General features: G+C 66.4%; 21 protein-coding genes, 1 pseudogene and 1 riboswitch. Of the genes and pseudogenes, 5 read left to right on the top strand and 17 right to left on the bottom strand.

The window, feature by feature from the left end; all coding sequences use genetic code 11:
- The 4 genes and pseudogenes from narH to B3E43_RS02090 form a co-directional block, all read right to left on the bottom strand.
- Positions 1 to 514, bottom strand: a pseudogene (gene narH, locus B3E43_RS02105) (nitrate reductase subunit beta); the annotation flags it as partial.
- Complete coding sequence (locus B3E43_RS02100) at positions 511 to 4,242, bottom strand: nitrate reductase subunit alpha (RefSeq protein ID WP_292026236.1); 3,732 nt, start codon at positions 4,240 to 4,242, stop codon at positions 511 to 513. The pseudogene narH and the gene B3E43_RS02100, both read right to left, overlap by 4 nt.
- Before the next feature lie 2 nt (positions 4,243 to 4,244).
- Positions 4,245 to 5,648 carry an MFS transporter gene (locus B3E43_RS02095; RefSeq protein ID WP_292026235.1) on the bottom strand — a complete coding sequence of 468 codons (1,404 nt, stop codon included), beginning with the start codon at positions 5,646 to 5,648 and terminating at the stop codon, positions 4,245 to 4,247.
- A gap of 12 nt (positions 5,649 to 5,660) precedes the next feature.
- A complete protein-coding gene (locus B3E43_RS02090) occupies positions 5,661 to 7,004 on the bottom strand; it encodes an MFS transporter (RefSeq protein ID WP_292026234.1) in 1,344 nt (447 codons plus the stop codon).
- 298 nt (positions 7,005 to 7,302) lie between these two features.
- Between B3E43_RS02090 and B3E43_RS02085 the strand changes: the two genes are divergently transcribed.
- Positions 7,303 to 8,082 (top strand): cyclic nucleotide-binding domain-containing protein, encoded by a 780-nt coding sequence (locus tag B3E43_RS02085; RefSeq protein ID WP_292026240.1) that lies wholly within the window; start codon positions 7,303 to 7,305, stop codon positions 8,080 to 8,082.
- On the opposite strand, the gene moaA is transcribed toward B3E43_RS02085, so the two are convergent.
- Positions 8,083 to 9,075: a GTP 3',8-cyclase MoaA gene (gene moaA / locus B3E43_RS02080; RefSeq protein WP_292026233.1), complete on the bottom strand. Its 993-nt coding sequence runs from the start codon at positions 9,073 to 9,075 to the stop codon at positions 8,083 to 8,085. It lies immediately after the preceding gene.
- A riboswitch (molybdenum cofactor riboswitch) is annotated at positions 9,064 to 9,201 on the bottom strand. It overlaps the preceding gene by 12 nt.
- 163 nt (positions 9,202 to 9,364) lie before the next feature.
- On the opposite strand from moaA, the gene modA reads away from it, so the two are divergent.
- From modA to modC, 3 genes are read left to right on the top strand one after another with little or no spacing between them, the layout of a single operon-like run.
- Entirely contained in the window at positions 9,365 to 10,168 is an 804-nt protein-coding gene (gene modA, locus B3E43_RS02075; RefSeq protein WP_292026232.1) for a molybdate ABC transporter substrate-binding protein, read from the top strand.
- 9 nt (positions 10,169 to 10,177) lie between these two features.
- Complete coding sequence (modB, locus tag B3E43_RS02070; RefSeq protein WP_292026231.1) at positions 10,178 to 10,873, top strand: molybdate ABC transporter permease subunit; 696 nt, start codon at positions 10,178 to 10,180, stop codon at positions 10,871 to 10,873.
- A complete protein-coding gene (modC, locus tag B3E43_RS02065; RefSeq protein ID WP_292026230.1) occupies positions 10,873 to 11,937 on the top strand; it encodes a molybdenum ABC transporter ATP-binding protein in 1,065 nt (354 codons plus the stop codon). The genes modB and modC overlap by 1 nt, the downstream gene beginning before the upstream one ends.
- Before the next feature lie 6 nt (positions 11,938 to 11,943).
- Here modC and B3E43_RS02060 read toward each other — a convergent pair whose 3' ends face one another.
- The 6 genes from B3E43_RS02060 to B3E43_RS02035 all read right to left on the bottom strand — a co-directional run bounded on the left by B3E43_RS02060 (position 11,944) and on the right by B3E43_RS02035 (position 18,206).
- A complete protein-coding gene (locus B3E43_RS02060; RefSeq protein WP_292026229.1) occupies positions 11,944 to 13,128 on the bottom strand; it encodes an NnrS family protein in 1,185 nt (394 codons plus the stop codon).
- Between the two features lie 87 nt (positions 13,129 to 13,215).
- Complete coding sequence (locus tag B3E43_RS02055) at positions 13,216 to 13,518, bottom strand: chorismate mutase (RefSeq protein ID WP_292026228.1); 303 nt, start codon at positions 13,516 to 13,518, stop codon at positions 13,216 to 13,218.
- Positions 13,515 to 14,417: a ubiquinone anaerobic biosynthesis protein UbiV gene (ubiV, locus tag B3E43_RS02050; protein WP_292026227.1), complete on the bottom strand. Its 903-nt coding sequence runs from the start codon at positions 14,415 to 14,417 to the stop codon at positions 13,515 to 13,517. Before ubiV ends, B3E43_RS02055 begins: the two co-directional genes overlap by 4 nt.
- Before the next feature lie 8 nt (positions 14,418 to 14,425).
- Positions 14,426 to 15,436 carry a ubiquinone anaerobic biosynthesis protein UbiU gene (gene ubiU, locus B3E43_RS02045; protein ID WP_292026226.1) on the bottom strand — a complete coding sequence of 337 codons (1,011 nt, stop codon included), beginning with the start codon at positions 15,434 to 15,436 and terminating at the stop codon, positions 14,426 to 14,428.
- The gene (gene ubiT / locus B3E43_RS02040) at positions 15,433 to 15,882 is read right to left on the bottom strand and encodes a ubiquinone anaerobic biosynthesis accessory factor UbiT (RefSeq protein WP_292026225.1); all 450 of its coding nucleotides are present in this window, start codon (positions 15,880 to 15,882) and stop codon (positions 15,433 to 15,435) included. Before ubiT ends, ubiU begins: the two co-directional genes overlap by 4 nt.
- A gap of 65 nt (positions 15,883 to 15,947) precedes the next feature.
- Complete coding sequence (locus B3E43_RS02035) at positions 15,948 to 18,206, bottom strand: adenosylcobalamin-dependent ribonucleoside-diphosphate reductase (RefSeq protein ID WP_292026224.1); 2,259 nt, start codon at positions 18,204 to 18,206, stop codon at positions 15,948 to 15,950.
- 199 nt (positions 18,207 to 18,405) lie between these two features.
- On the opposite strand from B3E43_RS02035, the gene ric reads away from it, so the two are divergent.
- Positions 18,406 to 19,050: an iron-sulfur cluster repair di-iron protein gene (ric, locus tag B3E43_RS02030; RefSeq protein ID WP_292026223.1), complete on the top strand. Its 645-nt coding sequence runs from the start codon at positions 18,406 to 18,408 to the stop codon at positions 19,048 to 19,050.
- A gap of 6 nt (positions 19,051 to 19,056) precedes the next feature.
- Here the strand turns inward: ric and B3E43_RS02025 are convergent, their stop codons facing one another.
- From B3E43_RS02025 to B3E43_RS02000, 6 genes are read right to left on the bottom strand one after another with little or no spacing between them, the layout of a single operon-like run.
- Positions 19,057 to 20,244 carry a molybdopterin molybdotransferase MoeA gene (locus tag B3E43_RS02025; protein ID WP_292026222.1) on the bottom strand — a complete coding sequence of 396 codons (1,188 nt, stop codon included), beginning with the start codon at positions 20,242 to 20,244 and terminating at the stop codon, positions 19,057 to 19,059.
- Positions 20,241 to 20,717 carry a cyclic pyranopterin monophosphate synthase MoaC gene (gene moaC, locus B3E43_RS02020; protein WP_292026221.1) on the bottom strand — a complete coding sequence of 159 codons (477 nt, stop codon included), beginning with the start codon at positions 20,715 to 20,717 and terminating at the stop codon, positions 20,241 to 20,243. Before moaC ends, B3E43_RS02025 begins: the two co-directional genes overlap by 4 nt.
- Positions 20,714 to 21,253 (bottom strand): molybdenum cofactor biosynthesis protein B, encoded by a 540-nt coding sequence (gene moaB / locus B3E43_RS02015; protein WP_292026220.1) that lies wholly within the window; start codon positions 21,251 to 21,253, stop codon positions 20,714 to 20,716. Before moaB ends, moaC begins: the two co-directional genes overlap by 4 nt.
- Complete coding sequence (locus tag B3E43_RS02010) at positions 21,253 to 21,723, bottom strand: molybdenum cofactor biosynthesis protein MoaE (RefSeq protein WP_292026219.1); 471 nt, start codon at positions 21,721 to 21,723, stop codon at positions 21,253 to 21,255. The genes moaB and B3E43_RS02010 overlap by 1 nt, the downstream gene beginning before the upstream one ends.
- A gap of 1 nt (position 21,724) precedes the next feature.
- A complete protein-coding gene (locus tag B3E43_RS02005) occupies positions 21,725 to 21,973 on the bottom strand; it encodes a MoaD/ThiS family protein (protein ID WP_292026218.1) in 249 nt (82 codons plus the stop codon).
- A 13-nt stretch (positions 21,974 to 21,986) separates the two neighbouring features.
- Positions 21,987 to 23,765: a pyridoxal phosphate-dependent decarboxylase family protein gene (locus tag B3E43_RS02000; protein ID WP_292026217.1), complete on the bottom strand. Its 1,779-nt coding sequence runs from the start codon at positions 23,763 to 23,765 to the stop codon at positions 21,987 to 21,989.
- Positions 23,766 to 23,847: the final 82 nt, after the last annotated feature.

Below are 23,847 nucleotides of genomic sequence, written 5' to 3'. Positions count from 1 at the left end.
CGAACTGGCCGTAGATCTCCTTCTGGATGCCCTCGAAATTGGCGTCCTCAGACCGTTTGGCGAACTCCCCACCGAGGATTTCCTCCCAGTTGGGGCCCCATTCGATCTTCTCCATCCGCTTGCCGGTGATCTGCGAACGCGGCCGGGCGGTGGGGAAATGCTTCATCTCCGGCGCCGTCTGCAGGTGACCGTAGTCGAAGTCGAAAGGTTCGTAATAGTCGTCGATCTCTGGCAGGTCGGGGTTGGCGAAGATCTTGGCCAGGATGCGCCATTTGGCGCCCATGCGCGGCTCTATCTTGCCGTTGGCCTTGCGCCGCCAGCCGCCGTTCCATTTTTTCTGGTTCTCCCACTCCTTGGGATAGCCGATGCCCGGCTTGGTCTCGACGTTGTTGAACCAGGCGTATTCGACGCCCTTGCGGCTGGTCCAGACGTTCTTGCAGGTCACCGAACAGGTGTGACAGCCGATGCATTTGTCGAGGTTCAGCACCATGCCGATCTGTGCACGGATCTTCATTGGCCGAACTCCTTGTGCTCGAGCGGCTCATCAAGCCAATCGACCGTTTTCATCTTGCGCAGAACGATGAACTCGTCCCGGTTCGAGCCCACGGTTCCGTAGTAGTTGAAGCCGTAGGACAGCTGGGCGTAGCCGCCGATCATGTGGGTCGGCTTGAGCACGGTGCGGGTGACCGAGTTATGGATGCCGCCGCGCCGGCCGGTGATCTCCGACCCCGGCGTGTTCACGATCTTCTCCTGGGCGTGGTACATGAAGGTCGTGCCTTCACGGATCCGCTGGGAGACTACGGCCCGGGCCGTCAGGGCCCCGTTGGCGTTGAAAACCTCGATCCAGTCGTTGTCGACGATACCGGCCTTGCGGGCGTCCGTCTCCGAGATCCAGACCACCGGCCCGCCGCGGTTGAGCGTCAGCATCAGGAGGTTATCGGAATAGGTGGAGTGAATGCCCCACTTCTGGTGCGGGGTGATGAAGTTGAGGACGATCTCGGTCTCGCCGTTGGGCTTGAGGCCCTTCACATGCGTCGTCTTCAGGTCGATCGGCGGCTTGTAGACGCACAGCGCCTCGCCGAACGCCCGCATCCACAGGTGATCCTGGTAGAGCTGCTGGCGGCCGGTGAGCGTCCGCCAGGGGATCAGCTCATGCACATTAGTGTAGCCGGCGGTGTAGCAGACCTTCTCGCTCTCAATGCCCGACCAGATGGGCGATGAGATGATCTTGCGCGGCTGGGCGAGCAGATCGCGGAAGCGGATCTTCTCGTCCTCCTTGGGCAGGGCCAGGTGGGCGTGCTCGCGACCGGTTTGTTTCTCCAGCGCCTCCCAGGCCTTGACCGCGACCTCACCGTTGGTCTCCGGCGCCAGCATCAGGATGGTCTCGCAGGCGTCAATGTCGGTATCGATGCTGGGCATGCCCTCGGTCAGGCCGGGCTCGAGCACGGCGCCGTTCAACTCGCGCAGCAGATCGACCTCATGACCGGTCTTCCAGGCCAGGCCCTTGCCGCCGTTGCCGACCTTGTCGAGCAGTGGCCCGAGCGCCGTGAACTGCTTGTAGAGGTTGGGATAGTCGCGCTCGACCACGGTGATCTGCGGCATGGTCTTGCCCGGGATCGCCTCGCACTCGCCGAGATACCAGTCCTTCACCTCGAAAGGCTGGGCCATCTCAGCGGGACTGTCGTGCTGCATCGGCGTAAGGACAACGTCCTTCTCGATGCCGAGGACCTCCGGAGCGACAGCCGAGAATTTCTTGGCGATGGCCTTGAAGATCTGCCAGTCCGATTTCGATTCCCAGGCCGGATCCACAGCCGCGGATAGCGGGTGGATGAAGGGGTGCATGTCGGATGTGTTGAGGTCGTTCTTCTCGTACCAGGTGGCGGTCGGCAGAACGATGTCGGAATAGACTGCCGTGGTCGACATGCGGAAATCGAGGGTCACCAGCAGGTCGAGTTTCCCCTCCGGCGCGTCGTCGTGCCAGACCACGTCGACGGGCTTCACCTGACCGGTCTGGCCCAGATCCTTGCCCTGGACGCCGTGCGAGGCGCCGAGCAGGTGTTTAAGGAAATACTCGTGGCCCTTCCCCGAGGAGCCCAACAGGTTCGAACGCCAGATGAACATATTGCGTGGCCAGTTGGCCGGGTCATCGGGGTCCATGCAGGACAGTTCGATCGAGCGGTCCTTCAGCCCATCCAGCGTGTAGGCCTTGGGGTCGACTCCGGCCGCTTCAGCCGCCTTGGCCACATCCAGCGAATTGGTCTTCAGCGCCGGGGCGGAGGGCAGCCAGCCCATCCGCTCGGCCCGGACGTTGAAGTCGATCATCGAGGCCTTCCACGGCCCCGCGGGAGCCGTGGGCGACAACAGTTCCTCGATGCCGACGGTCTCGTAACGCCACTGGTCGGAGTGGGCGTAGAAGAACGAGGTCGAGTTCTGCTGGCGGGGCGGACGGATCCAGTCGGTGGCGAAGGCCAGGGGAGCCCAGCCGGTTTGAGGCCGTAGTTTCTCCTGTCCGACATAGTGGGCCCAGCCGCCTCCGGACTGGCCTACGCAACCGCACATCACCAGCATGTTGATGACGCCGCGGTAGTTCATGTCCATGTGGAACCAGTGGTTCATCGCCGCGCCGATGATCACCATCGACTTGCCGTTGGTCTTTTCGGCGTTGGTGGCGAAGCCGCGAGCCGTGGCGATGATCTGATCGCGCGGGACCGAGGTGATGGCCTCGGCCCAGGCCGGCGAATAGGGCTGCAGGTCGTCGAACGACTCCGGCATGCAATCGCCGCCGAAACCCTGGTCGACGCCGTAATTGGCCAGGAACAGGTCGTAGACGCAGGCCACCAGCGCCTCGCCGTCCTTCAGCATCACGCGCCGGACCGGCACGTTGCGGGTCAGGACATCGGGGTGGTCTGTGGAGGCGAAGCCATTGCTGGCGGTATTGGCGAAATAGGGGAAGCGGACGCCGGCCACTTCGTCATGCACGTCCTTGAGGCCGAGCTTCAGCGTGGTCTCGCGACCAGTGGCGTCCCGCTCTTCAAGGTTCCAGCGGCCGTCCTCGCCCCAGCGAAAGCCGATCGAGCCGTTGGGCACGACGATCTCGCCGGTGGCCTCGTCGATGGCGACGGTCTTCCAGTCGGAGTTGTTGGCCTGTTCGAGGTCGCCGACGAAATCCGACGCCCGCACCAGGCGTTCGGGCACATAGCCGCCCTCCTGGGGGACCAGGCGGACCAGCATGGGAAGGTCGCTGTACTGGCGCAGGTAGTCGCGGAAATACGGGACCTGCTTGTCGACGTGATACTCCTTGAGGATCACGTGACCGAAGGCCATGGCCAAGGCCGCGTCGGTCCCTTGTTTGACCGGCAGCCACAGGTCCGAGAATTTCGAGGCTTCCGAATAATCGGGGCAGATGACGACGGACTTGGCGCCGCGGTAGCGGGCCTCGGTGTAGAAATGGGCGTCCGGCGTGCGGGTCTGCGGAACGTTGGAGCCCCACAACAGCATGAAGCTGGAGTTGTACCAGTCGGCGCTCTCGGCCACGTCGGTCTGCTCACCCCAGGTCTGGGGCGAGGCGGGCGGCAGGTCGCAGTACCAGTCGTAGAAGGAGCCGGTTACCCCGCCTAGCAGCTGCAGATAGCGGGCACCGGCGGCGTAGGAGATCATCGACATGGCCGGGATCGGCGAGAAGCCGAACACGCGATCGGGGCCCCAGCGTTTGACCGTATGGGCGTTGGCCGCGGCGATGATCTCGGTGATCTCGTCCCAGGTGCCCCGCACAAAGCCGCCGGCCCCGCGCATGCTGGTGTAGGACTTGCGAGCGGCGGGATCGTTCTGGATCGAGGCCCAGGCCGCGACCGGCTCCATGGTTTCGCGCGCCTTGCGCCACACCCGCAGCAGACGGGAGCGCACCAGCGGATATTTCACCCGGTTGGCCGAATAGAGATACCAGCTGTAGCTGGCCCCACGGGCGCAGCCGCGCGGCTCGTGGTTGGGAAGGTCCGGCCGGGTACGGGGATAGTCGGTCTGCTGGGTCTCCCAGGTGACGATTCCGCCCTTGACGTAGATCTTCCACGAGCAGGAGCCGGTGCAGTTCACGCCGTGGGTCGAGCGCACGATCTTGTCGTGACGCCAGCGGTCCCGGTACGCCTCCTCCCAGCTGCGGTCGTCGTCGTTCATGACGCCGTGGCGGTCGGAGAACAGTTCGGTCTTGCGCGTGAAGAATGCGAGACGATCGAGGGTATGGCTCATGATCAGGCCGCCGGTTCTGTGGTGGTCGAGGGGGAATGCAGCATCGAGCGCTTTCGGGCGTAGAAGACCCAGTTCACGATCGCGCAGCTCAGGTAGAAGGCGAGGAAGGTATAGAGGGCGGTCTCGGGACCGCCGGTGGCGCGCATGGAGTCGCCGAACGCCATGGGGATGAAGAAGCCGCCATAGGCGCCGATGGCGGAGGAGAAGCCGATGATCGCGGCGGCCTCCATCTCGGACGCCTTGAGACGCACCACAGCGGTCGCCTGCGGCATCAGCCGCGGCATGTCGATCCGCACAATCGCGGGAATCATCTGGAAGGTGGAGGCGTTGCCCACCCCGGTCCAGAAGAACAGCCAGAGGAAGGCGGCGAAGAACAGCACGAACGACGGTTCAGCCCCGAAGCCGCCGACGCTGTAGAGCACCGCTAGCACGCCGACCATGAGGGCGCCGAAGACGACCTGGGTGACATTCTCGCCGCCCCAGCGGTCGGACACCCATCCGGTGAGGGCGCGCGAGGCCGCCCCGACCAGCGGGCCCAGGAAGGCGAACTGCAGCGCGTTCACCTCCGGAAACAGGGTTTTGGTCAGCAGGGGGAAGGCGGCCGAAAAGCCGATGAATGAGCCGAAGGTGCCCACATAGAGCCAGCACATCAGCCAGTTGTGCTTGCGCTTGAAGATCACTGACTGTGCCGCGAAGGAAGCCTTGGCCGAGCTGAGGTCGTTCATGCCAAACCAGGCCGCGACGGCGGACGCGAGCAGGAAGGGAATCCAGACGAAGCCGGCGTTCTGAAGCCACATCTGGCTTTCGACACCCTTGTCCACGGCGATCTGGGGCGCGCCGATGACGGGCGCGAACAGGCCAAGGGTGATCACCACGGGCACAAGGAACTGCATGACGCTGACGCCGAGGTTGCCGAACCCGGCGTTGATGGCGAGCGCATTGCCCTTCTCCGCCTTGGGGAAGAAGAAGGCGATGTTCGACATCGACGATGCGAAATTGCCGCCGCCGAGCCCGCAGAGCAGGGCCAGTGTGACGAACACCCAGTAGGGCGTGTCGGGGTTCTGGACCGCCAGCCCGATGCCGAGCGCCGGGACGACTAGGGACAGGGTCGACAGAGCCGTCCAGCGACGGCCGCCGAAAATCGGCACCATGAAACTGTAGAAAATGCGGAGTGTCGCACCCGAGAGGGCCGGAAGGGCGGTCAGCCAGAACAGCTGATCGGTGGTAAACTTGAATCCGATCAGCCCGAGCTTGGCTACCACCATGGACCAGACCATCCACACCGAGAAGGCTAGGAGGAGGTTCGGCACCGAGATCCAGAGATTGCGGCGCGCGATCGCCTTGCCGGTCGTGGACCAGAATTCTGGGTCTTCGGGACGCCAGTCAGTAAGGATGGAACGAGACATCCGCGTCTTTCTCTAGTGCGAACCGGTGGGTGAGATCGCGGCAGCCTTGTCGGGGCCGATGCCGGCGAGCTCGGGGAATTCGGGGAGGGTCGCCAGCATCGGGGAGCGGTGGCGCTCCATCCGACGGACGGCGAAATGCATCCAGACGAGGGCTGTGAGCACCAGCAGGAACAGCAGCATGAAACAGCTGGTCCAGACGCCGGTCAGGTCATTCAGGACGCCAAACGTGATGGGCAGGATGAAACCGCCGAGACCGCCGATCATCCCGACCAGCCCGCCGACCGAGCCGACGTGGTCGGGGTAGTAGACGGGGATGTGTTTGTAGACGGCGGCCTTGCCGAGGCTCATGGCGAAGCCGAGCACGAAAACCACTACGGTGAAGGCGGGCAGGCTCATCGCCAGGCGGAAGCGGATCGGCCCGTCGATACCGTCGACCACATAGGAGGTCGCCGGATAGGCCAGGATGAAGGCGCAGACGACGCTGATGATGAAGGTCAGATACATGACCTTCCGGGCACCGATCCTGTCGGAGAGCCAGCCCCCGAACACCCGGAATAGCGAACCGGGGATCGAATAGGCGGCGGCCAGCATGCCGGCGACGCCGATGCCTACGCCATAGGCCCCGGTCAGATAGTGAGGGAGCCAGAGGGCGAGCGCGACGAACCCGCCGAACACGAAGAAATAGTAGAGGGCGAACCGCCAGACCCTGAGATCTTTCAGCGGCTCCAGTTGCATCCAGGCCGCCACAGGCTTCTGCCCCGTCCGACGGCGCTCGATCAGCTGGGGCTCGTCGCGGGTCAGGAAAAAGGCCGCGAGGGCGATGAGGAGGAGGCCCACGGCCCAGACCTGCGCCACGGCTTCCCAGCCCAGCGCCAGCATGACGAAGGGCGCCGCGAACTTGGTCACCGCCGCGCCGACATTGCCCGCGCCGAAGATACCCAGGGCAGTGCCTTGCCGGCCGGCGGGGAAGAATTTTGAGACATAGGCGACGCCGACCGCAAAGGCCCCGCCCGCCATGCCGACGCCCAGGGCCGCGACCAGAAACTGGGGGTAGGTTTCAGCGTAGGAAAGAAGGAAAGTCGCCGCGGCAGCCAGCGTCATGACGATTAGACTGACCCGCCGGCCGCCGAACTGCTCGGTCCAGACGCCGAGGAACACACGCACCAGCGAGCCGGTCAGAATGGGGGTTCCGACCAGCAGACCAAACTGCGCTTCTGACAGGCTGAGGTCAGCCTTGATCTGGACCCCGATGATCGAAAAGATCGTCCACACCGCAAAGCACGCCGTGAAGGCGAAGGTGCTGATCCAAAGGGCGGACGTCGCGCCCGGCGCTGATGTTTCGGAGGCGGATACCACCTAGCCTGCTCCATAGAACGTCGCCGCTTGTCGGCTGTCGTTCCATGAGACTTAGCGCGCGCTTGGCTGGCGCTATTTGACGGTTATCAATTGAACTGTTGGTGGAATTGGCTCAGGCGTGTCCGGATACAAGAAAACTTCAGTAAAACGAAAATATACGGCTGCGTATTTTGCAAAATCATCTGCGTTGATTGATATTTGTCAAGTGATGCCCTAGTTGTAGGTCACGGTCGCACCCGGCAGGGCGATCACGCCAGAGCCTCACTCTCGAATCGTACGGGGAACATAACTGATGACCATGCGCGCCGCCGATCTGGACCGTGTCAGAGCGCTGCCGCTGTTTTCCCGGGCTTCGCCGGAAGTCTTCAGAGACGTCACCGCCGGTGCCTTCCTACAGCGTTTTCCGGCGGGCACGACCCTGCTGATGGAGGGCGACACCGTCGACTTCCTCTATGTGCTGCTTGACGGGGCGGTCGAACTCCAAGGTTCCTGGAAAGAGAAAGAGACCACCCTGGCGCTACTGCGTCCCGTCTCCACCTTCATCCTGGCAGCTGTCGTCCTGGATGCCGACGCCTTGATGTCGGCGCGGACGCTGGAACGGTCCGAGATACTGATGCTGTCGGGAGAAGCCCTTCGCCGCACCATGCGACAGGACGCCGACTTCAGCTTCGCGGTGGCGCAGGAATTGTCCGGCTGTTACCGCGGCCTTGTGCGGGCTGTTAAAAACCAGAAGCTTCGCGGCGGCGTCGAACGGCTGGCCAACTATCTGATCACCCAGCGCGTCCGTCAGGGAATGCGCGATCCGATCGTCCTGCCCCATGAGAAGCGAGTGCTGGCTTCTCTCCTAGGCATGTCCCCTGAAAACCTCTCCCGGGCCTTCGCCAGCCTGTCCAGCTACGGGGTCGCCGTACACGGCGCCGAGGTCAGTCTCGGCCGGCCGGACGCCCTCGAACGACTGGCGCGCCCTCATCCGCTGATCGACAACCACATGCCGCCGCCGACGGGCGCCGTCGGCAAGGCCGAGAGCGAGCGATGGGCCACCCAAAGGGGTCGCACCTGCGGCTCAGTTCTAGGCTGATCAGCCTCCGAGCTGGGCCAGGTTCCGCAGGTCGCCCGAATGTCCCAGGGCGAGAGAATGGCCGGCTGACTTGCCTCCAAGAGACGAGACGATGCGCTGCGTCAGCGCCTCTCGGTCGCCGTCATCCTGGAGCAGTTCACGAAGATCGACCCCGCCGTCTCCAAACAGGCACAGGCGCAGCTTGCCCTTCGAGGTGACCCGCAGGCGATTGCAGCTGTCGCAGAATCCCGGCGCATAGGGTGCGATCAGGCCGATGGCTCCCGCGTGGTCGGGATGGCGATACTCCAGCGCCGGTCCCGCGTCGAAGGCGCGCTCCGTCGGGGTCCATCCGTTCCGATCCAGCCAGTCGCGCAGGCCCTGGGCCTTCACGTGGTGGCGGGCGAAATACTCGTCATTGTCGGTCGTCTTCATCAGTTCGATGAACCGGACGGCCACGGGCCGATCACGGACGAAGCGCGCCCAGCCGTCGAATCCGGCTTCGGCCGTCTCGCGCAACAGGACAGCATTGACCTTTACGGCCGCGAAGCCTTCGGCCAAGGCCAGGTCCAGACCCGTCAGGACCTCGTTCAGCTTGTCGTGTCCGGTGATCCGGTGGAACGTCTCGGGGTCGATCGAGTCGATGCTGACGTTGATGTGGCTGAGACCCGAGGTGCGCCAGTCGGTCGCGTGACGGGCCAGGTTCCAGCCGTTCGTCGTCATCGCGACCTTTGCCACGCCGGGCGCGGCCGCGACCGTCTCGATGATGGCGTTGAAGTCCTTCCGAACGGTGGGTTCTCCACCAGTCAAACGAACCTTGCTAAGGCCCAGCTCGGAAAAGCCGGCCACAAGACGACCGATCTCATCGACTGTCAGAAACGACAGTGGCCCGGTTTTCTTCCAGCCATTCGGCAAACAGTAGGTGCAGCTGAAATTGCAGACCTCCGTCACCGAGAGGCGAAGGTAGTGAAACCGGCGGCCGAAACCGTCGGCAATCTTGGCGGCGTCGAACGCCATGGAAGCTCCTTTCCAAACACGGGAGGCGGAGGGATTTCTCCCGCCGCCCTCGATCCTTGCGGATCCGGCTGCCCGACCGTGGCGCGGATGCGCTTTAGGTCAGACCGCTCGGAGCGAACTCACGCGGACTTCTATCGGACCGCATCGCCCTAACCTATGACGCGAGGCTTGACGGGCCTTGATGAAGATCAAGCACGACGACGGCGTCCCCCTGTCCCGCCAACGAAGCCGGCCATGCTAGTCAGTGGGTGCGAACCAGACCGACTGGCCCAGGAGGAGACGCGGATCCATGACGAAAGCGGGGGGTATCGGACGGCGAAACGGGGTGATGCTGCTGGCAGCCGCAGCCTTGGTCGCCTGCGCGCCGCGCCGCGCCGGCCCCGCGCCGATCGACCTGTTCGCTGCGGCCAGTCTCCGGGAGTTGTTGGACGCGGCCATGACCGACTACCAGCGCCATTCTGGCCGCAGCGTTCGGGCCAGCTACGCAGGCAGCGCGCTGTTGGCCCGCCAAATCGAGCGGGGTGCGCCCGCTGACCTGTTCGTTTCGGCAGACGAATTCTGGATGGACTGGCTGGAACAACGTGGCCTGATCGAGCCTGCGGCCCGACGCCGGCTCGCCTCCAACCGGCTGGTGCTGATCGTCCCGGCGACGACCTCCATCACCTCCGTCAATCTGGCCTCACCAAACGGCGTAGCCGCTCGGCTTGGCGATGGCCGGCTGGCGATTGCCGAAGCCAATGTGCCCGCCGGTCGCTACGCGCGCGAAGCCTTGACCCGTCTGAACCTGTACGAGTCAGTCGAAGATCGGCTGGCTCCCGGTGACGACGTGCGCGCCGCGCTGGCTCTGGTCGCGCGCGGCGAGACTCCCCTCGGCGTGGTCTATTCGACGGACGCCCGCGCCGAGCCGCGGGTGCGGGTTGTGGCGACCTTTCCCGCCTCCAGTCATCCGCCCATCACCTATTCGGCGGCTCCGGTTCAACGCCAGGACGGATCTGGGGACCCTGCAGGGGCCAAGGCCTTTCTGGACTTCCTGAGCGGCGCAGACGGGCAGGCCCTGCTTCGGCGCTTCGGCTTCGCGCCGGCGCCAGTCTGAGCAGCCCGGATGTTCACGCTCAGCCCCGAGGAACAGCAGATCATCGGCCTGTCGCTGAAGGTTGCGGCGACGGCGACGCTGTTCAGCCTGCCGCCGGGCGTCGCCCTTGCCTATCTGCTGTCGCGCTACAGCTTCCCCGGCAAGGCACTGCTTTCGGGCCTGACCCACCTGCCCCTGATCCTGCCGCCAGTAGTGACCGGTTATGCGTTGCTATTGCTCTTCGGCCGGAGCGGCCCTCTTGGTCGCTTGCTCGAGCCGATGGGGATTGTGTTCGCCTTCGACTGGACGGGAGCGGCGCTGGCCGCGGCGGTCATGGGCTTCCCGTTACTGGTCCGGGCTGTGCGGCTGTCCTTCGACATGGTCGATCCGCGGATCGAAAGCGCGGCCGGGACCCTCGGCGCCGGGCCGATCGTCCGGTTCCTGACCATTACCCTGCCGCTCGCCTTGCCCGGCGTTGCAGCCGGAACGGTGCTGGCGTTCGCCAAGGCGCTCGGTGAATTCGGCGCCACCATCACCTTCGTGGCCAGCATACCCGGAGAGACCCGTACGCTGCCGCTCGCGATCTACAGCCTGACCCAGCTTCCCGACGGCGAGGCGGCCCTGTTGAGATTGATCCTGATCTCGGTCGGCGTGTCGATCGGGGCCCTCGTGCTTTCGGAATGGGGCGCACGCTCCGTCGCGCGGCGGGTCGGAGGGGTGCGGTGATGCTGAAGGTGTCAGCGCATATCGTCCTCGACGACTTCTCTCTGGATGTCGCCTTCTCGAGCGACGCCCGCATCACCTGCCTTTTCGGTCGCTCAGGGGCAGGCAAGACCACGGTGGCCGAACTGGTCGCGGGTCTGATCCGTCCGATCCGCGGGCGCGTCGTGCTGGACGGAGAGGTGCTTCTCGACTCTGACACAGGCCTGTCGGTCCCGGTCTGGAAACGACGGATCGGCTATGTATTCCAGGATGCGCGGCTGTTTCCGCACATGACGGTCCGCGACAACCTGTTGTATGGCCCCCGCCGGTCGGGCGACCCTGATCCCGCCCTTGATCAGGCCGTGGCTCTGTTGGGGCTCGAAAGCCTGCTGGAGCGCCGGCCGGACGCGCTGTCCGGCGGCGAGGCCCGCCGGGTCGCGATCGGGCGGGCCCTGCTGACCCGCCCCCGCCTGCTGATCCTCGACGAGCCTCTGGCGGGGCTGGACGGCGCCCGTCGAGGCGACATCCTGCCTTATCTGGACCAGCTGGCTCGGGAGGGACCGCCCATCCTCTATGTCAGCCATGCGGTGGATGAGGTCGCCCGTCTCGCGGATCGCGTTGTGTTGGTCGGCGACGGCCAGGCCGTGGGAGCAGAGTCGCCGGACGCGGCGTTCGACCGACCGGAGGCCGAGACCGCCGCCGGGCTGAGCGCCCCCCTGTCCATTCTCGACGGACAGGTCACCACCCACGACACTGCACGGAACGCCACCCGCATCGATCTGGCGGGAACCTCGTTTCTGGCACCGCTCCTCGACGTGTCGCCGGGCGATCGTTTGCGAGTCGTCGTCGATGCCCGCGATGTGGCGCTCGCTCTGACGGACCCTGTCGACGCCAGCTTTCAGAACCGGCTGCAGATGCAGGTCGCCGCGCTGGAAGTCCGGGCTGACGGTATTCTCGTCCGGCTGGAGGCGGGAGAGTTGAGATTGAAGGCGCTGGTCACCCGGCAAGCGAGCGAACAACTCGCCCTGGCTCCCGGAAAGCGCGTGTTCGCACTGGTCAAGGCGACAGCCGCCGCCCGCTACGCCTGACTGCGATCAGGCGCGGTCAGGGCGGGGCGACAGCAGCATCGGACCATAGCCGATCGCGAACGCAAGGAACGCCGCCGACCAAAGCCCTGCCGAGACGATCAACAGCGGCTGATAGAGGGTCGGCGACAAGCCTCCCACCACCCGGCTTAGAGCCGCGGCGTTGACCAGGGCATAGATAACAACTTCAACCCGTCCGGCCGCCAGGGGGCGACCGGTGTGGCCCCGGCTGGCGCGGGTCATGATGGCGAGGGTCATCACACCGATCGCACCCGCAGTCAGGGCGTGGACGCCGACGGATGGAGGAACCAGGTCCGGCACGGCGACCGACAACCCCGTGAGGAAGAGGCCCGCCGCAAGCCACAGATAGCCGAGGTGAAGGATCCAGACGAGCGGTTCAGCAAGCGTGGCGGCGCCGCGCCAGCGGATCAGCCGCACCAGATTCAGAGTGCCCGCCGCTAGCAGCAGGGCACCCGCCGCGGGATGGGCGGGGGCGACGCTCCAGGCGATCAGTCCCGCTGCAGTGACGGCCAGGGTCACGGCGTCGAACCGGTCGGCGACGGCTGGCAGCGGGCCGCCGCGTTTAATCTGCCAGTTCCGGGTGAAACTCGGGGTGACCCGACCGCCGATGACGGCGATCAACAGAGCTACGACCGCAAGGCCCAGCCGGGTGGACAGGGCAGTGACGCCGCCGGCTCCCGCCTCCAGATGAAATCCGGCATTGGCGAGCGCGAACAAGGTGACCATCACCGCGACCGGCACATTGCGCCAGTTCTTTCCCGCCAGCACCTCGCGCCACACCACACCCGCCATGGCGAACAGGAACAGACCGTCGATGATCAACGGCCAGGCCGCCGCCGCCAGATCCGCGTTCAGGGCCATCGCCAACATGGCGGCGCGCCCTGCCGCCCAGAGGCCGAACAGAATGGCCAATGGCGTCCCGACCACAGGCAGGCGACCGGTCCAGTTGGGCACGGCGGTCAGGAGGAAGCCGACGACGACCCCGCCCGTGTAGCCGAACAACATTTCGTGGACATGCCAGCTCAGCCCCACAGGGCCGCCGCTGAGAAAGGCATAGAGCCAGAGCGGAGCGGCGACGGCTGCCCAGAGCGCAGAGAACAGGAAGAAGGGGCGCAGGCCGACGCTGAAGACGGCAGGACCGCGATGGGCGCGAATGGCGGCGGCGGTATTCATGGGGGCTCCGGGACGAAGGATACGGTCTGCATAAAGGACCGAAGCGCAGACCCAGTTGACGAACTGGCCGCTGCGGCCTGCCCTTCGTCAAGGCGATCGATCTACCCGTTCGGCGCACGTCATAAGCTTCTGCTGAGACTCGGCCGAGCGCTCGAGAAGTTCGCGCCAGACCGGAATCGCGATCGCTTCGTCCAGTCCGCAATGCCGCGCCGCCGATTGGACCCGGGCGAGGATGGCGGCGATCCGGGCCGGATCCCGAACGCTGTCCTGCCCTGCTTTGAGCGCGGCGATGACCGCGACCTGGCGCTGGCGCGCAGCAACGATGCGCACAAGGATAGAGTCGATCCGGTCAATCCGCGCCCGCCGAGCCTCCAGTTCGGTCGTGTTCATGCCCCGACCCCAGCAGACCGCCAGCGGGCGCCCGCCGTCCCGTGCAGATAACCGCTGACCAGCGGTCCGGGCGGCCCAAGGGGCTCGATCTTCAAGGCGAGTTCCCGCGGCGTAATCCGCCCGGTGATGAAGTCCCGGAACAGGTTACATACCGCGACCATGTCCAGGCTGTGCGGCGACAATCGCAGGACCGAGACGCCGGACCGCTCCAGCGCCTCGACCTCGACATCAACCAACTGGCATCCGTGGGACAGGGTCTGCAGGCCGTTGATGGCCAGGAAGTCCTGACCCTCGATGGTCGCGACGTCCATGCCATCGGGGTGTCGGTCACAGACGTAGCGGCAGGCGTCCCGATGCAATCCCTCCATCCGGGCCTGGGCGCAGCGGCTCGACAGGGCGAGCGGCAAACGGCCGAAGGCGAACAGCTCAAGTTTGAGCTCCGGGCAGGCCTGCGCGATTTCGGCGATGGAGGTCAGGGGAAGTTCGACGTTGGCGCACAGACGCACACAGCCCATCCGCACAAGCTCCGCCGCCGCAGGGGCGTTGTAGACGTTCAACAGCGGGCCGGCGACGAATGGCGCGGGGGCCCGGCTCCAGACCGCTGACATGTCCCCGGCCTCGATCAGATGATCGGGATCCGCGCCCAGCTCTGCCGCCAGCCGCCGCTCCCGGGACGTGGAGGGAAGGGCGAGAGTGGACCAGATCACTGTCTTGCCCGCGGCTTCCAGCCGCTCGGCGGCCCGCGCCAGGACGTCCTGCAGCAACGGCTGTCGCTTTCCGCAGACGACCTCGCCGAGATAGACCGTTTCGACCGGGGCCTCGTCGGCGATCCGGGCATAGAAGGCCTCGACCCGCTCGGCGGGCCAGTTGAGCAGCAAAGGTCCGATCGCCAGTTCCATCAACCCGCTCATCGCCAGCGTTTCCGATAGGCGCCGGTTGTCTCGCGCGCACCCTCGGCGAGGTCGCCCAGCAGGGACTCATAGGGAGCCGGAGATTCCCCGCGTCCAATGGCGTCGATGGCGGCCCGGAAGGCGGCGGTGACGCGCGCCACATAGGCGCGACCCCTTTGCCGCCCCTCGATCTTGACGGCTGTGACCCCCGCCCGGGCCAGCCCGGCCAGCAGGCTCATGGCATTGAGGCTGACCGGATCCTCGAACAGATAGGCCGGCTCCCCGGCCGCGCCGCGGAACCGGCCCTTGCACAGGGTCGGGTATCCGCCCACCTCGCCGGCCGGCAGCCGGTCGATGGCGAAGCCCGATAGCCGCGTCGTGCGCTCCCCACGATCTTCGGTGAAGGTTACAGCCTCGGGGGGCGAACATACGCCGGACAGGTTCGGAGACCGCCCAGTGGCATAGGACGACAGGGCGCAGCGGCCTTCCGCCATCACGCACAGGCCGCCATAGACGAAGGCCTCGGTCTCGACGGATATTTCCGGGGTCAGGCTCCGGATTTCCTCGACGCTGAGGACGCGGGGCAGAACCACCCGCTTCACGCCGTATTCGCGAGCGTAGAAGGCGATTGCCTCAGGGGTGCCCGCCGCCGCCTGGACCGACAGGTGAAGTCGCACGCCGGGATGGTTGGCGCGCATGTGCGACAGCACCGCCAGGTCCGCGGCAATCACGGCGTCCACGCCCGCTCCCGCCGCCGCATCGGCTGAGGCCCGCCACAGGTCGGTGGCGTCGGCCCGGGCGAAGGTGTTGAGTGCCAGCAAAACCCGAGCGCCGCGATCGTGGGCCCAGTCGGTCGCCGCCTGCAACTCCTGGGGAGAGAAGTTCAGGCCGGGGAAGTTGCGCGCATTGGTCTCGTCGCGGAAGCCGCAGTAGACGCTGTCCGCGCCGGCCTCGATCGCCGCTTTCAGCATGGCGGGCGAGCCGGCGGGGCAGACCAGCTCGAGCCCTGGCGCGGTGGCGCCGGTCATGGGCGGACCTCGCCCTGACGCCAGCGCCCAACCACGGCCAGCGCGGTCTGCAGCGCCGGATCGAACCCCCGAGGCAGACTCAGGATGTCGGCCATCGTCAGCTCCGAAGCTTCCAGCGCATTGTGAAGGGCGAGGATGGCCGCTGTGTCGCCGTCGACGTCGATGCGGCGCTGGAAGAAGGCCCCATCGGCGTCGCCCCGTCCGTCGAACAGGGCGAGGAGCGTCAGCAGCGGGCCGCTGATCCGGGCCGAGGTCCCGGCCGCATCAGACTCCGGCCGCACTACGCGGATAGAACCGGCCGCACCGTTCGGCCGCATTTCGAAGGCGACCGGCAGGTGGTCGGGGACGATGCGGATGGTGGCCTGGCGGACCGGACCCAGTCGGTCGAACGCATCCGGCTGGCGCCGGGCGACGCTCCGGAGCGACGCCGTCAGCAGGACCTCCAACGGCCGTCGCGTCCGATACAGGAGTTCGGTCCACCGACGGCTCGACGACGGTTGACGCAGAGGCGCTATCCGCATCGGGAATAGCCGCAGTCGAGGCAGCTATCGCAGCCCTCCTTCCGGACAAGGCCCGGCGTGCCGCATCGCGGACAGGCCGAGGGGGCAGGAGCGGCCGCTGTCGCAGGGGCGGGCTCGGGTGTGGGCGCGGCGTCCGGAGCGAAGGAGGCGTCGCCGGCCGAGAGGTTCATGTGACGCTCGATCACCGCGCCGATGGCCGCCGGAAGAGATGGCGTATAGCGCCCCTCCATCCAGGCGCCGCCGCCGGGGTCGAACACCGCCTTGAGCTCTTCCGCCACAAACGAGACGTCGCCACCACGGCGGAAGACAGCCGAGACCATCCGGGTCAGGGCGACCGTCCAGGCATAGTGAGCCATGTTCTTGGAGTTGACGAAGATCTCCATCGGACGACGTTCGCCGCCATCCTCGTCGCCGGAGTCGTTTATCGTCACATAGACCGCGTGCGGGTCCAGCGGCCAACGCACCTTGTAGGTCGCGCCCTCAAGCCGCGCTGGCCTCGGCGTCAGGACGGGCCCGGTCGAAACCGCATCGCTTGCGGGCGGCGTTTCGACGCTGAGTACCGAGCCGGTGATGGCGTTGGGCCGATAGGTGGTCAGGCCCTTGCAGCCGAGACGGTAGCCCTCGCGATAGACGTCGGAAAAGGCGTCGAAGGCGATGTCTTCCGGGCAGTTGATGGTCTTGGAGATGGAGCTGTCGATCTGGGCCTGGGCCGCCGATTGCATCCGCAGGTGATGCTCGGGGGTCAGGGTCTGGGCGCTGACGAAGGCGTCGCCCGGCGCGTTTTCCAGTGGGGCGTCCGCCCCCTTGAGCCGCTTCCAGAGCGCCAGGGCGTAGTCCTCGACCGCCTCCTCGCGCTTGCTGCCGTCCGGCTGCAACACCTTGCGGGTATAGGCGAAGGCGAACACCGGCTCGATGCCGGACGAGACGTTCCCGGCCAGCAGAGAGGTTGTGCCGGTCGGGGCGATTGAGGTCAGACAACCGTTTCTCAAACCGTGGCGCGCGATCAGTTCGCGGGTCTCGGGGTCGAGGCTGGCCAGGTTGGGCCGCTCAAGCATGGCCGGATCGTAGAGGGGGAAGGCGCCCTTTTCGGCGGCCAATTCCGCCGAGGCGCGATAGGCCTCACGCCGGATCAGGCCCAGCCATTGTTCGGTGAGGGCGACGGCCCGGTCCTCGCCATATCGGGCCCCGCAGAAGATCAGCGCGTCGGCCAACCCCGTCACGCCGAGGCCGAGGCGGCGCTTGGCGCGGGCTTCCGCTTCCTGGGCCGGCAGGGGGAAGCGTGAGATGTCGATGACGTTGTCCAGCATCCGCACGGCTGTGCGGGTGAGCGCCGCCAGCTCCACCTCGTCCATGGCCGCGCCGGATTCGAACGGCGCGGAGACGAGGCGGGCGAGATTGATCGACCCTAGCAGACAGGCCCCATAGGGCGGCAGCATCTGTTCGCCGCAGGGATTGGAGGCCGCGATCACCTCGCAATGGGCCAGGTTGTTGGCGGCGTTCACCCGGTCGATGAAGATCACCCCCGGCTCGGCGGCGTCGTAAGTGGCCTGCATCAGACGATTCCACAGGTCCGCCGCCCGGACGGTGCGCCGCACCTCGCCGCCGAACACCAGCGGCCAGTCGGCGTCCGCGTCCAGCGCGGTCATGAAGGCATCGGGGACCAGAACCGAGAGATTGAAGTTCCTAAAGCGGACCGCGTTCCGTTTGGCGTCGATGAAGGCCTCGATGTCGGGATGGTCAATCCGGAGGCAACCCATCATCGCCCCGCGTCTCTGACCCGCTGACATGATCGTGCGGCACATGGAGTCCCAGACGTCCATGAAGCTGAGCGGGCCCGAGGCCTCCGCGCCGACTCCACGAACCGGCGCGCCTGAGGGCCGAACCGTGGAGAAGTCCATGCCCACGCCGCCGCCCTGCTGCATGGTGACCGCAGCCTCCCGCAGATGCTGGAAAATGCCGTCGAGATCGTCAGGGACGGTCCCCATGACGAAACAGTTGAACAGGGTCACCGCACGTCCCGTGCCGGCTCCGGCAAGAATTCGTCCGGCCGGCAGGAACCGGTAGCCTTCAAGTGCTTCCCGAAAGCGGGCGCGCCACCGACCGCGCGACTTGACCGGTTCGGCTTCCGCTAGGGCGGCGGCGACCCGGTCCCACGTAGCCTCGACGGTCGCGTCTCCCGCTCCATCGAGCGGCCGGAAACGATATTTGCTGCTCCAGATTTCACCGGCCAGCGGACTGTCGAACGCCATCTCTGCACCCCTTCAAAAGTGGAGGCCAGACTCGGTGATTCCCTGCGGCGCGTGGAAGGGCGACAGGTGTGTCGCGGACCCGGACCGTCGTCAACGGAGGGCTTGACCGACATCAAGCGGCGGACGGCTCTAGCGGCCTAGGAAGACGCATAGGCGCGCCCGCGGATCGGCGCGTGAAACGGAAAGGACACTCCGGAACATGGCGCTTGAACATCTGTCCGTCGGCGAGATCGCTGTCATCCTGCCGGGAGCCACCGCGGTCTTTCGCCGCCACAAGATCGATTTCTGCTGCAAGGGCGATACCTTGCTCGCGAAGGAAGCGGAGAGCCGCGGCCTGAATCTATCGGCCCTCGAGGCGGAACTCCACGCCCTGGAAAATCCGGGGGTCCATGCGCCCGCCGAGACCGCTGATCTGATCGCCCACATCATTGAGCGCTATCATAAGGTGCACCGGCGCGAATTCCCCGCGGTCATCGCATTGGCCCGGCGCGTTGAGTCGGTTCACCAGGACCGGACCGACTGTCCGCACGGGCTCGCCAACCTGCTCTCCGACATGTTCGAGGACCTCGAAGACCATCAACACAAGGAAGAAGCTGTTCTGTTTCCCGCCATGATCAGGGGCATGGGTCAGGTTCTGCGTGATCCGATCGCCCGGATGATGCAGGACCATGAGGACCTTGGGGCGTTGCTCGCCTTCATGGCGGAGCTGACCGACGACTTCGTCGCGCCGGAGGGGGCCTGCGCTACCTGGCGGGCCCTGTATGCCGGCTGCAGCAAGCTGGATATGGACCTTCGCGAGCACGTCCACCTGGAGAACAACATCCTGTTCCAGCGCTTCCTCTGAGCCGGTTCAGAAGTCCAGAACGAGGGCGCTGTCGCCAGCGCTGAGGGCGGCATCGCCAGCGCGACGCCGGATCAGCACATCGGCTGTCGCCAGGGCCATCTGGGTCGCGGAATCCTGGACAGCCAGTCCCGCGACGCCGCCTCCGACCAGACGGCCGCGCTCGAAGGTCTCCCGATCTCCACAGGACTTGAGGGGCGCTGTCAGGGTCATGTCCCGCCAGCTCAGCAGCGCGGCCGGATCTCTCCCCGCCAGACCCGCGACCAACGACGCCATGAACAGGCGGGCCGTCACAAGCGCCGACGTCGGATTCCCGGGCAGACCGAGCACCAAGGCGCCGCCCGCCCGGCCGAACCATACCGGCTTGCCGGGCTTGATGGCGACCTTGGAGAAGATCAGTTCCAGCCCGAAGGGCGCGAACATCGAGCGGGCGTAGTCCTTCTCCCCGACAGATGCGCCGCCCGTGACCACCACCAGATCGGCCTCGTCGAGCGCACGGCGGGCGGCGGCCTCGAGCAGTTCGGGCGTATCGGTGAGGCGACGACGATCAATCACCTCGCCGCCAGATTGCCGCGCCAGGGCGGCGACGCCGAATGAGACGCTTTCCGGAATACTGCCGGGTGTCTCGAGCGCCTGTCCCGGCTCCGCCAGTTCATCACCGGTGCCGAGGATGACGATGCGCGGCCGGCGTACGACCGACAGGTTGGCGACATCTGCCGCGGCGGCGGCGACCATGGCGCGAAAGCCGAGGACCGTCCCCGCCGGAAGCAGGGTATCGCCGGTCCGGAAATCGGAGCCGGCCGCGCGGATGTTGTTCCCCGGTCCGGGCGTGACCTCGAACAGGGCCAGATCGCCGTCGCGGCCGACAATCTCCTGGACCACGATCCTGTCGGCCCCGTGGGGCACGGGTCCTCCGGTGAAGACCCGGGCGCAGGTTCCGGTGGGCAAGCTTGGCACGTCGGCACGACCGGCGAAGGCGACGGTGGTGATGGGAAGCCGGGCCGGCAATCTCGCAAGGTCGGCGTCTCGCACCGCATAGCCGTCCATCGCCGATACTGCAGCGCGCGGGGCGTCGCCGCGGGCCCGCAGATCGACTGCCAGCACCCGCTCAGCGGCAGCTTCCAGCGCCACAGTCTCGCAAGGGAGGGGGCGGGCCTCGGTCAGGACCAGGGCGAGGGCGGTATCGAAATCGATCACGACGCAGTCCAGTCGCCTGATCGTCCGCCGGATTTGGACAACAGCCGGACCTGGCTGATGACCATGCCGCGGTCGGCCGCCTTGAGCATGTCGTAGAGGGTGAGGCAGGCCACCGAGACGGCCGTCAGGGCTTCCATCTCGACGCCGGTGGGACCCGAGACACGCGCTTCCGCGGTCACGATGAAGCCCGGCAGCGTCTCGTCGAGATCGATCTTCACGGAGACCTTGTCGAGGCCGAGCGGGTGGCACAGCGGGATCAGATCAGCCGTGCGCTTGGCCCCCATGATCCCGGCCAGTTCGGCGGTGGTGATAACGGCGCCCTTCGGTGCGTGATCGTCCCGGACCAAGGCGAGGGTCGCAGGCGCGCACATGACCCGGCCTTCCGCCACGGCCCGTCGGGCCGTCGGCGCCTTGTCGCCGACATCGACCATGTGCACACGCCCACCGCTATCCAGATGTGTCAGGGCGCTCACGGGCAGATGCCCCGGAAGCGCGGGATCTGGCCGACCAGGGAGCAGGGCCGGAAGCGGCTGTCCAGTTCTTCCGCCAGCACCAGGTCCCAGGCGTCGCGGCACGCTCCGGTCGAGCCGGGCACGCAGAAGACGAAGGTGTCATCGGCCTGTCCCGCGAGCGCCCGTGATTGCAGGGTCGCGACACCGACGGTGCCCAGGCTGGCCAGATGGAACACAACAGAAAAGCCCTCGAGCTCGCGCCGGAAGAGCGGCTTCACGGCCTCAGGCGTCACGTCGCGGGGTGAAAAGCCGGTGCCGCCCGTCGTCAGGACAACGTCCACGTCCGGGTCCTGGATCCAGATCTTGAGCTGGCTGCGGATAGCCTCCACCTCGTCGTGGACGATGGCCTTCCCCTTCAGCACATGGCCCGCCGTGGTCAGGCGTTCGACCAGCGTGCCGCCCGAGGTGTCAGTCGTTTCATCGCGGGTGTCCGAGATGGTCAGCACCGCGATGTTGAGCGGGTGAAACGGCAGTGTCTCGTCAATTCTTCCGGCCATCAGGGGGTCTCGTCCTTCCAGCGCGCCAGGGCGGCGCGGTCCTCGTCTACGGGTTCGATCCAGCGTGTGCCGGAGGGGCCGGTCTCGCGCTTCCAGAATGCGGCCTCGGTCTTGAGCCTGTCCATCAGATAGTCCGCCGCTGCGAAAGCTTCGCGCCGATGGGCCGCGGCGGCGGCGACGAAGACGATGGTCTCGCCGGGGACGATCTCGCCGCATCGATGAACCACGACCAGGTCCGTAACCGGGAAGCGCGCCACGGCGGCTTCGGCGATATCCTGCATCGAACGCTCGGTCATGCCGGGATACCAATCCAGGGTGAGGGTCTCGACGACCGAGCCGTCCTTGCCCGCGCCGCGGGCCAGGCCGGTGAACGTCACTACGGCGCCCTCGACCGTGCGGCCGGCGAGAAAGGCCTCAAGCTCCGCAGGGGCGGACAGGGTTGTGCTGATGAGCCTGACGTCGAGGGCCAACTCAGCCCCCCGAAAACAGGGAAAAGAACGCGATCTCCTGCCCCGGGCGGGCGAGGGCGTCCTCACCGACGACGACCAGATCAACCGACGCGCGGACGTCGGGCCGCAGCAGGGCGTCCGCTGCGACCTCGTCGCGCTCGGCCAGTAGTCGACGGATCTCCCGAACCGGAAGTCCCTCGACGGGCAATTCCAGGCGCCCCTCCGGGCCCAGACGCTCGCCGACCCGGCCAAAGAACAGGATAGGGCTCATGGTCGTCTCCATTTCATGCCGCCTTCGCTTCGTCGGGGTCGGCCAGGGCCTGGCGCAACTCCTCGATGAAGCGCGGCAGCAGGTCGTGCCGCACCGACGGGTCAGACCAATAGGGATTCATGAACACGCAGCGGATCACCAGCATCCCGGCATCCCCCTCGGATCGGTCATCGTAGCCGCCATGGCCGCCGAGCAGGTCGACGATCAGCGCGGCATTGTCGGCCCCCAGGGTCGTCTTGGACACAGCGAAATGGGGCGATCTCTGGAAATGATCAAAGACGGCCCGGCTGCGGGCGTTGGAAAGGCTCAGCGCCTCGCCGGGGCGAGCCAGCGAGAAGCAGGCGATATTGCTGTCGGCAGGCAGGAAACGCGCTTCCGGGACAGCTTCCTCTATGGCGGCTTCGAAAGCCTGGCGGGACTCAATCGTAGTGGCCATCAAAGCCCCGAGGCCGTCCGCGCCGAAGCCGAGGGTTTCCGCCGTCAGCCAGGTCGCCGCGGCGCCGGCCGCCGACCGCGATCCTTCCAGCGTCGATGACCATTTTCCATCGCCCAGTTCCGGCCGGTCCAGATAGGGGGCGTCAAAGGCGGACACGGCGTAATGTTCAGCGTCCGGCGTCAGGAAAGCGCCGCAGGCATAGGGGACATAGCCCAGCTTGTGCGGGTCGATGGTGATCGAATCCGAGCGTCCCATGGCCCGCAGTGCGGCTGCCGTCTCCGGGGCCAGGGCCGCTTCCGAGGGGCCGTCCAGCATGGCCCGTAGGAATCCACCATAGGCCGCATCGACGTGGCGCCAGATGCGCCAACCTCGCTCCGCTCGCCACAGGTCCAACCGGTCATAGAGGCGATCGAGCGGATCAATGGCCCCGGTCTCGGTGGCCCCGGCCACGGCGACGGCCATCAGGATCGGTCTTCCATCAGCCTGGGCGCGGTCCACCTGACGTTCGAAATCGGCGAGATCCAGGTGACCGCCCTTGTCCAGGGCCACGCTCCAGATCGCCTCGCCGCCCAGACCGAAGACATTGGCCGATTTGCTCCACGAATAGTGCCGGTTTCCGGGAACCAGCATCACGGGCCCCTGGTAGTCCCGTCCTGACGCCCGGCTGATCCGACGCCAGACATCCCCCGGATTGGACGCCGCCGCGCTGCAGGATTTCAGGATCGCGTCCGACGCGGCGTGAGCGGACTGCAGGCTGCGGAACTGCTTCCAGCCCATATGAGCCGCGGCGAAGGGGTCGAGTGGGTCGCCGGTCGCTTCGGAAACATGCAGCGCGAGGGCCAGCCAATGGTCCAGTCGGTAGCGCGCGCGCCAGACCGCCTCGAAATTGGCCACCGTCCCGCCGGAAGTGAAATGCCCCTGGGCCTGCGCGGGATCATAGCCCAGCATGCCGGCCAGGGCGGCGATGGCTTCGGTCTCGATCACACTGCCGACGCGGCTGGCGTCGCGCGAACTATTGTTGGGATTGTGCAGCATGGCCGCGAACCAGCCGAGCAGACCGGGCAGGGACAGATCGGCCTTCATGTGGGCGATGTAGCGGGGGGAGAAGGTCGGGGTCTCCGCCGTCAGGGCGTCGCAGAGCGTCAACAACCGTTGGCCGAGCAAATCGCCCTCGCGTGCGGAGGAACCAGCGACGGGCGGCGCGTCGTTCGAGGCGCTGTCCTCGAACCGGCCGGAGCGCCAGCGAAACCAGTGGTCGAGGGTGGCGTCGATCTCGCTGCGCAGACGGCGTTCGTTTTCGGATCGCGCGCCGGGAAAATAGGTGCGGACGAGTTCGCGCGACGGGTCTGCGGTCATCGGAACGTCGGTTGCCTCTCTACCCGGACCGGGCCGGTCCGCTGGACTTACAGCCTGTGTCGCCAAATCGAATTGGCATCCA

Origin of the sequence: Brevundimonas sp. UBA2416 (assembly GCF_002343105.1) — a bacterium.
GTDB lineage: Bacteria > Pseudomonadota > Alphaproteobacteria > Caulobacterales > Caulobacteraceae > Brevundimonas.
This window is presented reverse-complemented; position numbering and strand designations above follow the sequence as displayed.